The organism is Methylobacterium symbioticum (assembly GCF_902141845.1).
GTDB classification, from domain to species: Bacteria; Pseudomonadota; Alphaproteobacteria; order Rhizobiales; family Beijerinckiaceae; genus Methylobacterium; species Methylobacterium symbioticum.
Window position 1 is genome coordinate 42518 of sequence record NZ_CABFPH010000032.1, and the last position, 12732, is coordinate 55249.

Genomic DNA, 12732 nt, shown 5'->3' on the forward strand with positions numbered 1-12732 from the left:
TGAGACCGCCCGCGAAGCTTCCCATGACCTCGTCGATCTTCCGCCTGCGCCGTTGGCGCGGTGCGGGGCCGTTCGCCGCCCTGCTCGGTTCACCCGCCGCCTTCGTCCTGCTCGTGGCCGCGCTCGCGGCCGGCGCCTGGAACTATGCCGCTGGCGAGGCGAACAGGGCCGCGACGGCACGGGGCAATGCGGTGATCGCCGGGGTGGAGCGGGTCCTCTCGGCGGTGAAGGATCTGGAGACCGGCGAGCGCGGCTACGTGCTGGTGGGCAGCGAGGATTATCTCGAGCCCTATGCGGGTGCGCTGCAGGCGATCGATGCCGGGCTCGCGGTGCTCGGTGGAGCGGCACAGGAGCCGCTGCGGGCCGGAAGTCCCGCGCTGGCCAAGCTCGTCGCCGAGAAGCGCGCCTTCGCCGCCCGTGTCGTCGCCGAGCGGCGGAGCGGCGGCTTCGAGCCGGCCACCGCTCTGGTCCGGACCGGCGAGGGCAAGAGGCTGATGGACGCGATCCGGGCCGAGGGCGCCGGCATCGTCGCGGTGACCGAGCGTCGGCTCGCGGACCTGCGCACGAGCGAATCCTGGCGGTCCCTCGTCCTGTCGCTGCTCTCCGGCCTCTGCGCCCTCGGCGCCATCACCCTGCTCGCACGGCTCGCCCTGGTGCGGCGGCGGGAATCGCTGCGGATGTCGGCGCTCCTCGACGGGGTGCTCGCCAACGCGCCGGTCGGCCTCGGCTTCCTCGACCGCGATCTCAAGATCCGCCACATGAACCGGGCACTCGCCGTGATGAGCGAGCGCGGCTTCGGCGCCGATCTCGGCGCGCCGATCTGGGCGATGCTGCCGACGCTGCGCGATCAGCTCGCCCCGAAGCTCGCCGCCGCCCTCGAGGCCGGCCTCGTCACCCCGGACGTGCCGGTGGCCGTGCCGACGCCGAGCGCGCCGGGCGGCGTGCGCCATTTCTCCATGAGCTTCTACCCGCTGCGTGCCTCCGCCGAGGCGGACGGCGCGGTGGAGGGCGTCGGCCTCGTCGTCCTCGACGAGACCGTGCGCCGCCTCGCCGAAGCCCGCACCCGGCACAGCGAGGAGCGCTTCCGCTCGCTCATCGAGGCGAGCGCGTCGATCGTCTGGACGGCCACGCCGGACGGGGCCCTGCATCCGCGTCAGACCGGTTGGACCCGCTTCACCGGCCAGGACGAGACCGCCTATGCCGGCCTCGGCTTCCTCGACGCCGTCCACCCCGACGACCGCGAGGCGACGCGCGCCACCTGGACGCAGGCCGTTTCGGCGCTGACACCCTACGAGGTCGAGCACCGCCTGCGCCGGGCCGATGGCAGCTATCGCGCGATGGCCGTGCGCGCCGTGCCGATCCTCGAAGAGGGCGGCGGCCTGCGGGAATGGGTCGGCACCCATACCGACATCACCGAGGCCAAGGAGGCGGAGGCGGCGATCCTCGCCGCGCGCGAGGCCGCCGAGGAGGCGAACCGCGCCAAGAGCCAGTTCCTGGCCAACATGAGCCACGAACTGCGCACGCCGCTCTCGGCGGTGATCGGCTATTCCGAGATGATTCAGGAGGAGCTGGAGGATCTCGGCGAGGCCTCGCTCATCGCCGACATGCGCAAGATCGAGGCGAATGCGCGCCATCTGCTCGGCCTGATCAACGACGTTCTCGACCTCTCGAAGATCGAGGCCGACCGCGTCGAGATCTACGCGGAGCCCTTCGACGTGGCCGAGGTCGTCCGCGACGTGGCCGTCACCGTCGAGGGGCTCGTCGCCAAGAAGGGCAATGCGCTGCAGGTCACCGTCGCCGAGGAGGCGGGCCAGGCCTTCACCGACGTGACCAAGCTCAGGCAGTGCCTGATCAACCTGCTCAGCAACGCCGCCAAGTTCACCGAGAACGGCCGCATCGACCTCGCCGTGACGCGCGAGGACGGAGAGCTCCGCTTCGCGGTGTCGGATACCGGCATCGGCATGACGCCCGAGCAGGTCGAGCGCCTGTTCGAGCGCTTCATCCAGGCCGACGCCTCGACGACGCGCCGGTTCGGCGGCACCGGGCTCGGCCTTTCTATCACCCGCGCCTTCGCCGAGATGCTGGGCGGGCGGATCACCGTCGAGAGCCAGGAAGGCCGTGGCACGACCTTCCCCCTGGCGCTTCCGGCGACGCTGCAGGCGCCGGAAGCCGCGGTCGCCCCGCCGGTGGAGGCGGTGTCGGACGGCTGCACGATCCTGGTGATCGACGACGACGCGGCGACGCGCGATCTCCTGGCCCGCTTCCTGGAGCGCGAGGGCTTCCGCGTGGCGGTTGCCGAGGACGGCCGCCAGGGGCTGGAACGGGCACGTGCCTTACGCCCCCGCGCCATCCTGCTCGACGTCACCATGCCGCGCATGGACGGCTGGGCGGTGCTGCGGGCCCTGCGCGCGGATCCCGATCTCGGGGCGACGCCGATCGTGATGGTCACGGTCCTCGACGAGCAGAACCTCGCCTTCTCGCTCGGCGCGAGCGACTATCTCCAGAAGCCGATCGACTGGCTCAGCCTGAAGGCGGTGACCGACCGCTTCCGTCCGAATGCCGGGGACGGCCCAGTCCTCGTGGTGGACGACGATGCGGATGCGCGCGAGCGGCTGGTCACGGCCCTCTCGCGCGAGGGGCTGCCGGTGCGCGAGGCGGCCCATGGCGGGCTCGGCCTGGAGGCGGTGGAGCGCGAGAGGCCGAGCCTCGTGCTGCTCGACCTGATGATGCCGGAACTCGACGGGTTCGGCTTTCTGCGGACCCTGCGAGCCCGGGCGGACTGGGCCGACATTCCGGTCGTGGTGCTGACCGCCAAGGACGTGACGGCGGAGGACCGGCGCCGCCTCGCCGGTCAGGCCGACCGGGTGCTCGCCAAGGGCAGCGTCAGCCTCGCCGACCTCGCCCGGACGGTGCGGGAGCTCGTGCCCGATCACGCGGAGGCGTGAGCCGGGCACGGGCAGTCCCGGCGGTCACTTCTCGACGAAGGCCTTCTCGATGACGAAATGTCCGGCCTCGCCGTGATTGCCCTCCTCGTAGCCGCCCTCGACCAGGAGCTGGCGGGTGTCGCGGATCATCTCCGGCGAGCCGCAGAGCATGAAGCGGTCGGCCTCGCGGCTCATCATCGGCAGGCCGATGTCGGAGAACAGCTTGCCCGAGACCATCAGGTCGGTGATCCGCCCGCTGTTGCGGAACGGCTCGCGCGTCACGGTCGGATAGTAGATCAGCTGGCGCGAGATCATCTCGCCAAGGAACTCGTGGCGCGGCAGCGTCTCGGTGATGGTCTCGCCATAGGCCAGCTCCTCCACCCGGCGGCAGCCATGGACCAGCACGACCTTCTCGAAACGGTCGTAGGTCTCGGGATCCTTGATGATCGACAGGAAGGGGGCCAAACCCGTGCCGGTGCCGAGCAGGTAGAGGTGGCGGCCGGGCTCGAGGTTGTCGAGCACGAGCGTGCCGGTGGGCTTCTTGCCGACGATGATCGGATCGCCGACCTTGAGGTGCTGGAGCTTGCTGGTGAGGGGGCCGTTGGCGACCTTGATGGAGAAGAACTCCAGCTCCTCCTCGTAGTTGGCCGACACCACCGAGTAGGCGCGCAGCAGCGGCCGGCCCTCGACCTCGAGGCCGATCATGGTGAACTCGCCGTTGCGGAAGCGGAAGCCCGGGTCGCGCGTGGTGCGGAACGAGAACAGCGTGTCCGTCCAGTGATGCACCGACAGCACACGCTCCTCGAAATACTTGCTCATGGCCGGTTCGGTCCTCGAATCCCTGCGAGCCCCTGATCGGCGGCTCTTCTCGCACGTGCGCCAGCCCCGTCAAGGCATGACGGGGCTGCAATCGAATCGCGGTTCTTCTACTTGGAATCGCTCTGAAATCTTAGTCCGCCGATCCGCGCCTCACAGCGGCTTGAGGCCGGCCTCGATCTCGGCGCGGCGTTCCTCGAGGAAGGGCGGCAGCGCGAGGCGCTCGCCCAGCGTCTCCAGCGGCTCGTCGGCGGTGAAGCCGGGCCCGTCCGTGGCGATCTCGAACAGGATGCCGTTCGGCTCGCGGAAATAGAGAGAGCGGAAATAGTAGCGGTCGATCGGCCCGCTCGACGGCATGCGCCGCGTCTTCAGGCGGTCGGCCCAGGCTGCGTAATCCGCATCGGGGATGCGGAAGGCCACATGGTGCACGGCGCCGGCACCCTGACGAGCCGGGGCCGCGTCGTCCTGCAGAAGCTGGATCTCGGCCGCCGCGCCGCCCGGCCCCATCGCGAAGACGTGAACGGGGCCCTCGGGCAACGCGAAGTCCCGGACGTGGCGCATGCCGAGCACGTCCGTGAGCACGGCGGCGGTGCGCTCGGGCGCGGGCACCGCGAGGCGGATCGGGCCGAGGCCCAGGATCTGGTGCTCGGCCGGCACCGGGCTCTCCGCCCAGGGATTGCCATCGCCGTCATCGGCCACGAGGGCGAGGCGTTGGCCCTCGCCGTCCTCGAAGTCGAGAGTGAGGCGGCCGTCGCGCGCGATCGGGCCGGCATGGTCCACGCCCTGGCGCGCCAGGTGCTCGCGCCACCAGTCGAGGGAGGCCGCCGGCACGCGCAGATGCGTGCGCACGATGCTGTTGCTGCCCCGGCGCTCGGGCGCGGCCGGCCAATCGAAGAAGGTGAGGTCGCTGCCCGGCGCGGCGATCCCGTCCGCGTAGAACAGGTGATAGGCCGAGACGTCGTCCTGGTTTACCGTCTTCTTCACCAGCCGCATGCCGAGGATGCGGGTGTAGAAGGCGAAATTGTCCGCCGCCCGCGCCGTGATCGCGGTGAGATGGTGGATGCCGCTGAGCTGCATGGGTCTCGCGCTTTCGGTGACCGGGACGGGAGGGCGCCTGCGCGCCGATCCCGGGTCACCGGGACACCCGCGCCGTCCCGATATGGGGGCGCGGGCGCATTCCGTCAGAAGTCGGTCGGACGGCCCGCCGCGACGACGAGCATCTTGCCGTCCGCGTAGGTGCGGGCGGCGGCGCGCCGGATATCGGCCTGGGTCACGCCCGCGACCATGTCGTTGCGGCGCGCGATGTAGTCCATGCCGAGATTCTCGAAGGCGATCTGCACGAGCTGGTGCGCGATCTTGGTCGAGGTGTCGAAGCCGAGCGCGTAGGAGCCGGTCAGGTAGTCCTTCGCCTTCTGCAGCTCCTCGTCCGAGGGGCCGTCCGCGACGAGGCGGTTGATCTCGTCGCCGATTACCGACAGGGCCTCGCCGACGCGCTCGTTCTTGGTGGCGGTGTAGCCCCAGATCATCGCGGTCGCGCGGTGGCTGACCAGCGACGTGCCGACCGAGTAGGCGAGACCGCGCTTCTCGCGCACCTCTTGGAACAGGCGCGAGGTGAAGGCGCCGCCGCCGAGGATGTGGTTCAGAACGTAGGCGGGGATGAAGTCCGGGTCGCGCCAGGGCACCCCGGCGAGGCCGAAGCGGATCACCGATTGCGGCACGTCGAGATCGACCAGCACGCGGCGCCCGAGATCCTTCACGACGGTCTGCGGCACGGCGCGCAGCGCCCCGGCCTCGGGCAGCGCACCGAAGGCCCGGTTCAGCCCCTCGGCGAGCTGGGCGGCGCTGATCGCGCCGACCGCGGCGACCTTCACCTTGCCGCGGCCGACGATCAGGGCGTGCATGGCGAGGAGATCGTCGCGGGTGATCGCCGCGACGCTCTCGATCGTACCCGAGGAGGGCCGGCCGTAGGGATGGCCGGCGAAGCCCTCCCGGAAGAAGCGGCGGGAGGCGAGCACGCCCGGATCGTTCTGCTGGTAGCGCAGCCCCGCCATCATCTGGGCACGCACGCGCTCGATCGCGTCCGGGTCGAAGCGCGGCTTGGCGAGCGCCAGGGCGAGGAGGTCGATCGCCTCGTCGGCATGCTTCACGAGCATCTTGAGCGAGCCGCCGATGGCGTCGGGACCGGCATGGAACGACAGCTCGATGGCCCGCGCCGCCAGGCGCTCCTGGAAGGCGTCGGAGGTCAGGTCGGCCGCGCCTTCGTCGAGGAGACGCGCGAGCATCTGCGCGCAGCCCGCCTTGCCCTCGGGGTCCTGCGCCGCGCCACCCTCGAAGGTGAAGGCGAGCGCGATCATCGGCACGACCGGCGACTCCACGTGCCACGCCTCGACGCCCGCGGCGCTCTGGACGGGGAGCGCCTTGGTCGGCGAGGTGGCGGTGCGCGTGTCGGTCTCGGCCAAGTTCATGGGAACCTCGTTGTTCTCGTTCGGCCGCGCGGGCAGCCGGTGCGGTCGCGGATCGTCGGGCGCCTTACTCGGCGGCGATCGCGACCGGCGCGTCGGCGTCCTTCGCCTTCGTCAGGTAGCCGGTGACGGAGCGGGCGGGGGCGAGCCAGCGCTCCGCCGCGGTGGAGAGACGGTCGCGCGTCACCGCCTCGATGTCGGTCGGCCAGCGCCGGACCTCCTCGACGGTCTCGCCGATGGCGAGCGCCGAGCCGTAGATGCGCGCGAGCGAGGATTGGCTGTCCGACGAATAGACCGTCTCGGCCACGAGGCGGGTCTTGGCGCGCTCGATCGCCTCGGCGCCCAGGGCCTCGGCGGGCGCGCGGCGCAGGACCGTGTCGACCGCATCCTCAAGCTGCTCCAGCGAGATGCCCTCGGCGGGCACCGCGTAGACGGAGAAGCGGGTGTCGTCGATCGCCGAGCCCATGTACCAGGCACCGGCATTGACCGCGATGCCCTGCTCCAGGACCAGCTTGCGGTAGAGGTAGGAGGTCGAGCCGCCGCCGAGCACCTCGGCCAGAAGCTCCAGATCGTGGCAGCCGCCGTCGCGGGCGGTGATGCAGGAGGGCGTGAGGTAGAGGCGCTGCAGGGTCGGCTGCTCGACCTTCGGGTCGGCGACCGCCACGCGGCGGAGCGCACGCGGCTCCGGCTCGCGGGGACGCACGCGCACCGGGCGGGCGCCCTGCGGCGCGACGCGGCCATAGGTGGCCTCGGCGAGGCGGCGCACCGCGTCGGGGGCGACGTCGCCGGCCACCACGAGGATGGCGTTCTCCGGCGTGTAGAAGCGCTTGTAGTAGGCGAGCGCGTGCTCGCGGCTCAGGGACTCGATCTCGTGCATCCAGCCGATGATCGGGATGCCGTAGGGATGGTGCACGAAGAGCGAGGCCGCCATCGCCTCGGAGAGCTGGGCGGAGGGGTCGGTCTCGACCCGCATGCGCCGCTCCTCCAGCACCACGTCGCGCTCGGGCGCCACCACGGCCTCGTCGAGGACGAGCCCGCTCATGCGGTCGGCCTCGAACTCCATCATCGTGCCGAGATGGTCGCGGGCGACGCGCTGGAAATAGGCGGTGTAGTCGTAGCTGGTGAAGGCGTTCTCCTGGCCGCCCAGCCCCGAGACCGTCTTCGAGAAGGCGCCGACCGGATGGGTCTCGGTGCCCTTGAACATCAGGTGCTCGAGGAAGTGGGCGATGCCGGATTGACCGAGCGGATCGTCGGCCGAGCCGTTTCGGTACCAGATCATGTGGGTGACCACCGGGGCCCGGTGGTCGGGGACCACGATCACGTCGAGGCCGTTGTCCAGGCTGAAGGCCGTCACCGCCGGGCCGCCCGCCTCCGAGCGTCCGTGAGGCGCGGCATCCGCGCGGCCGGCGCTGGCCCGCGGGCCTTGCGGAAACAGGGTGGGCGTCCCGTGCCTGAACAGATGCATACGCTCTTCCTCATCGCGGCCGCCGCGTCTGGCCTCGGGGCCCATCGGCAACCGTTGCGGGCATACCGGTCCGGCAATTCCCGTACCGGAGCCCCTGTCTCATGTCGCGACGCTGTGGCCCTGTCGCAACCGGGCCACAGCGACCCGCGACCCTTTACCGGCGCTGCTGCTCGCGCAGGTAGGTGCCGGGATCGGCCTCCTCGCGCTCGCGGCTGGGGTTGTTGATCGGGTCGCTGGCATTGCGCACCACCTTGCGCGGCGGCTTGCGGTAGCCGGTCGGCGGCTCGGTCAGGGTGTCGCGCGCCGGCTCGACCTCGGAGGGCTCGCTGCGCTCGTCGGTGGCATTCTTCATCAGATCGAACGGGTTGACCCAGAACGAATCGCGATTGCTGTCGCCCGGCTTGTACTCGTTGCTGCGGGGGATCTGCGCGTCGGCACGGCGGCCGCCGCGGATCTCGTCCGGCGTCAGCGTCGCGTTGTTGTCGCTGTAGCGTCCCTGGACCTGGTTGCCGCGCGGCGTGCGACGCTCGGCCAGCTCGCGCTCGCGGGCGACGACCTCGGGCTCCTTCGGCCAGGACGGGTTGGCGACCTTCGCCCGCGGGGCGGGCAGCGCCTTGCCGTCGACCTTCGGCGGCATCACCAGGGGTGCGCGCTCCCGGTAGTCGATCGGCGCCTGTTCCTTCTCGACCAGACCGAGGGTGCTGAGCGTGTCCCGCATCACGGACCCGCTCTCCTGGGCGCCGGCCGCGGTCGCGGAGAGGATCCCCGCGAAGGCGGCGGCGAGATGAACGTTCCTGCGATACCCGGTCATGTTGCCCCACAGGTTGGCCGGGATCCGCGCGACCCCCACGGGGCCCCACGCCGCCGCAACGACGCGGCTCGATCCGGCTGCTTCGGCCTGATCCCGGTTTCCGGCGATCGTATGGCGCCTTGACTGCGCTGCACCAGAGCCCGCGTCCGCGGCCTGTGGGTTGCTGTGGGATGTGGTGCGCCCATCACAGCGGCGGCGCGGCGTCTTCCGACGGGCGGGACCGGCCGGCGGGCCGCAGGCTGTCGAGGATCAGCCCGACGACCCCGGCCACGATCGCCGCATCCGCGATGTTGAAGACGTACCAGGACCAGGATCCGGCGTGCAGGTGCACGAAGTCGAACACCGCGCCGTAGGCGGCCCGGTCGACCGCGTTGCCGAGGGCGCCCCCCGCGATGAGGCCGAGCGCCACCCCCAGGAGCCGCGAGCCGGCCCGGCTCATCCAGACCGAGAGGGCCGCCGCCGCCACGAGGGAGAGGATCACCAGGAACCAGCGCCCGAGCCCGCCCTCCTGCTGGAACAGCCCGTAGGAGACGCCACGATTCCAGACGACCACGAAGTCGACGAACGGACCCAGGCGCCAGGGCTGGCTCAGCACGAGGTCGGTGCCGAGATAGAGCCAGAGCTTCGAGGCCTGATCGAGCACGAAGGTGGCGACGAGCGCGGCGAGGCCGAGGCGGAAGGGGGTCACCATTCCGCCCCGCAGGTCCGGTCCGCCGAGATCACGCGGCGCTCGCGGCCGGGTGCGCAGCGTCCCACTCGCGCAGGGCCTGGGCGTCGCGCGGGGTCACGTCCGGATAATCCGGATCCTGCCCGACCTCGGGCGTGACCCGCCAGGAGCGGGCGCATTTGCGGCCCTTCGCCGGCTGCGGCACCACGGCGACGCCGCGGACGTCGTCGAGGCGGAAGGCGTCGGACGGTCCCTCCTCCGCAACCACGGCGATGTCCGAGGTGATGCAGATATCGGCGAACGCGACGCCGTCCAGCGCGGCCAGCAGGTCGGGATCGGTCACGTGCACGACCGGCGCGGCCTCCAGGCTCGCGCCGATTCGCTTGGCCGCGCGCTCGATCTCGAGGGCGCCCGTCACCACGCGCCGCACCCGCCGGATCTTCTGCCAGCGCTCGGCCAGGGCGTCGTCGCGCCACGCGGCGGGCGTGTCCGGCAGGGTCTGGAGGTGAACCGAGCCGTCCTCGGAGGGGTAGCGGTCGAGCCACGCCTCCTCGGCCGTGAAGGCGAGCACCGGCCCGAGCCAGATCGTGACCCGGCGGAAGGCCTCGTCGATCACCTGCAGGGCGGCGCGGCGGCGCACCGACGAGGCCGGGTCGCAATAGAGCGCGTCCTTGCGCACGTCGAAGTAGAAGGACGACAGGTCCCCCGTCATGAAGCCGTTGAGCAGGGCGACCACGCGCTTGGTGTCGAAGGCCGCGTAGGCCTCGCGGATCTCGGCATCGAGCTCGGCGAGCCGGTGCAGGATCAGGCGCTCCAGCTCCGGCATCTCGGAGAGCGCGACGTCGTCGCCCGCGACGCGGTGGGCCAGCGAGCCGAGCATCCAGCGCAGGGAGTTGCGCAGCTTGCGGTAGGTCTCGGCGAAGGTCTTGATGATCTCCGGACCGATGCGCAGGTCGTCGGTGTAGTCGGAGGCCGCAACCCACAGGCGCAGGATGTCGGCGCCCGAATCCTTGATCACGCTCTGCGGCGCGACGACGTTGCCTTTCGACTTCGACATCTTCAGGCCCTTGCCGTCGAGCACGAAGCCGTGGGTCAGGACGATGTCGTAGGGCGCCCGCCCGCGCGTGCCGGCGGATTCGAGCAGGGAGGACTGGAACCAGCCGCGATGCTGGTCGGAGCCTTCCAGGTACATCACCCGGTCCTCACCGCCGTCGCGGCGGCGCGTCACGCCCGAAAGGCCCGGGAACTGCTCCGGATCGTCCAGCACGAAGGCGTGGGTCGAGCCCGAATCGAACCAGACGTCGAGCACGTCCGTCACCTTCTCGTAGGCGGCCGGGTCATGGTCGGGCTGCAGGAAGCGCGCGCCGTCGGCATCGGTGAACCAGGCGTCGGCCCCCTCCGCGCGGAAGGCCGCGAGGATGCGGGCATTGACGGCCGCGTCGCGCAGGATCTCGCCGGTCTCGCGGTGGACGAAGACGCTGATCGGCACGCCCCAGGCGCGCTGGCGCGAGACCACCCAGTCGGGCCGGTTCGCCACCATGCCGTTGATGCGGTTGCGCCCCTGCGGGGGCACCCACTGGGTGTCCGCGATGCCCTGCAGCGCCACCTCGCGCAGGGTGCGGTCGCCGAGGCTCTGCACCGGCCGGTCCATCGCGATGAACCATTGCGGCGTGTTGCGGAAGATCACCGGCTTCTTCGAGCGCCAGGAATGCGGGTACTGGTGCCGCAGCACGCCGCGGGCGATCAGCGCGCCCGCCTCGGTGAGCGCGGCCATGACGGCCTTGTTGGCGTCGCCCTTCTCGCCCTTCGGCGTCAGCACGCGGGTGCCGGTGAAGCCCGGCGCGGCCTCCGTCAGCACGCCGTCGGCATCGACCGTGTAGGGGATCGCGGTGTCGATGCCGCGCTCCCGCAGGAGCCGGCCGTTCGCCATCCAGAGCTCGAAATCCTCGCGGCCGTGGCTCGGCGCGGTGTGGACGAAGCCCGTGCCGGATTCCTCGGTGACGTGGTCGCCGTCGAGGAGCGGCACGTCGAAGCCGTAGCCGCGCTCGGCGAGCGGATGGGCGAGCGTGAGGCTGGCGAGCGCGGCGGCCTCCACGTCGGCGACGCGCTCGAAGCCCTCGACGCGGGCGGCCTTGAACACGGTCGCGGCGAGGGAGTCGGCGAGGATGTAGGTCTCGCCGGGCTTCGCCCAGTTCTCCGCCGGCGCCGCCGTGACGCGGTAGAGGCCGTAGGCGATCTTGCGCGAATAGGCGACGGCGCGGTTGCCGGGGATCGTCCAGGGCGTGGTGGTCCAGATGACGACGCGCGCGTCGGCGAGCGCGCCCTCGGCGCCCGTGCGGATCGGGAACGCCACGAAGATCGTGTCGCTGACATGCTCCTCGTACTCGATCTCGGCCTCGGCCAGCGCGGTCTTCTCGACCACCGACCACATCACCGGCTTCGAGCCGCGGTAGAGCTGGCCGCTCATGGCGAAGGTCATCAGCTCGCCGGCGATGGTCGCCTCGGCGGGGAAGGCCATGGTCGAGTAGGGATGCGACCAGTCGCCGGTGACGCCGAGCCGCTTGAACTCGGCCCGCTGCACGTCGAGCCACTGCGCGGCGAAGGCGCGGCATTCCTGGCGGAACTCGACGACCGGCACCGCATCCTTGTTGCGGCCCTTGGCGCGGTACTGCTCCTCGACCTTCCACTCGATCGGCAGGCCGTGGCAATCCCAGCCCGGCACGTAATTGGCCTCGTAGCCGAGCGCCCCCATGGCGCGGACGACCACGTCCTTCAGGATCTTGTTGAGGGCCGTGCCGATGTGGATGTTGCCGTTGGCATAGGGCGGGCCGTCGTGCAGCACGAATTTCGGCCGGCCGCGCCCTTGGGCGCGCAGCTTCCCGTAGAGGTCCGTGCGCTCCCAGCGCTCGATCAGCAGCGGCTCGCGGGTCGGCAGCCCGGCCCGCATCGGGAACTCGGTGCTCGGCAGGTAGAGGGTCTTCGAGTAGTCGCGGCCGGCGGTCTCGGCGGCGGTCTCGGAGGTCGGCTCGCTCATCGGTTCGAACGTCCTGGACAGGTGCGGCCCGATCCCTCAGGCCGTGCGGGCTTCTCGGCTGGCGGGGCCGGCGAGCTCTCGGCCGGCAGGGTGCGGGGAACCGCGTCCCGGCGTCCGCCGCGCAGCGCCGAGGACGGCGCTCAGGCGGAGGCCGGGCCCGTAATTCGCGTGGCCGGACGGCCGCAGGAGAAGGCAGCGCGCAGATGCATCGGCCGGCTTCTAACAGCGGCCGGGCCGCGGCGCCAGACCGCTGCCGCCCCCGCGCGGTCCACAGGAATGCGGACCGTGGAGCTGCCACCTTTCGCGAGCTGGGCCGTTGGGAGCGTGGCGCCACGAGCCGGCAAACGGCCCTGCGCCGCCAGTCTTGAGGAACCCGCCATGAAGAACATCCTGATCGCCGCTGCGCTCGCGGCCTCCACGCTCACCCTCGGCGGCGCCGCGCAGGCGCAGGGCCTCGTCGGCGGCGTCGAGCGCGGCTCGGCCGAGGGGAACCGCGTCGGCGGCCCGATCGGCGGCGTCGTGGGCGGCGCGGTCGGCGGCGCGGTCGGCACGG

8 protein-coding genes are annotated in these 12732 nt (G+C 71.4%); 1 reads left to right on the forward strand and 7 read right to left on the reverse strand.

Annotation, left to right across the window (positions count from 1 at the left end; translation table 11 throughout):
• The first annotated feature begins 23 nt into the window (after window positions 1–23).
• Window positions 24–2945, forward strand: coding sequence for a response regulator (locus MET9862_RS12990; RefSeq protein WP_142583376.1), 2922 nt, complete (start codon window positions 24–26; stop codon window positions 2943–2945).
• 24 nt (window positions 2946–2969) lie between these two features.
• Here MET9862_RS12990 and MET9862_RS12995 read toward each other — a convergent pair whose 3' ends face one another.
• From MET9862_RS12995 to ileS, 7 genes are all read right to left on the reverse strand, one after another.
• Window positions 2970–3743 (reverse strand): ferredoxin--NADP reductase, encoded by a 774-nt coding sequence (locus MET9862_RS12995; RefSeq protein WP_142583377.1) that lies wholly within the window; start codon window positions 3741–3743, stop codon window positions 2970–2972.
• A gap of 150 nt (window positions 3744–3893) precedes the next feature.
• The gene (locus tag MET9862_RS13000; protein WP_142583378.1) at window positions 3894–4817 is read right to left on the reverse strand and encodes a ring-cleaving dioxygenase; all 924 of its coding nucleotides are present in this window, start codon (window positions 4815–4817) and stop codon (window positions 3894–3896) included.
• A gap of 104 nt (window positions 4818–4921) precedes the next feature.
• Window positions 4922–6205 (reverse strand): M16 family metallopeptidase, encoded by a 1284-nt coding sequence (locus tag MET9862_RS13005; protein ID WP_142583379.1) that lies wholly within the window; start codon window positions 6203–6205, stop codon window positions 4922–4924.
• A gap of 64 nt (window positions 6206–6269) precedes the next feature.
• Window positions 6270–7667 (reverse strand): M16 family metallopeptidase, encoded by a 1398-nt coding sequence (locus MET9862_RS13010; RefSeq protein ID WP_142583380.1) that lies wholly within the window; start codon window positions 7665–7667, stop codon window positions 6270–6272.
• A gap of 154 nt (window positions 7668–7821) precedes the next feature.
• On the reverse strand, window positions 7822–8478 hold the full coding sequence (locus MET9862_RS13015) for a hypothetical protein (RefSeq protein WP_185156856.1): 657 nt from the start codon (window positions 8476–8478) through the stop codon (window positions 7822–7824).
• Window positions 8479–8662: 184 nt separating this feature from the next.
• Entirely contained in the window at window positions 8663–9166 is a 504-nt protein-coding gene (gene lspA, locus MET9862_RS13020; protein WP_142583387.1) for a signal peptidase II, read from the reverse strand.
• Between the two features lie 31 nt (window positions 9167–9197).
• Window positions 9198–12179, reverse strand: a complete 2982-nt coding sequence (gene ileS / locus MET9862_RS13025) for an isoleucine--tRNA ligase (protein ID WP_142583382.1) — start codon at window positions 12177–12179, stop codon at window positions 9198–9200.
• Window positions 12180–12732 lie beyond the last annotated feature (553 nt).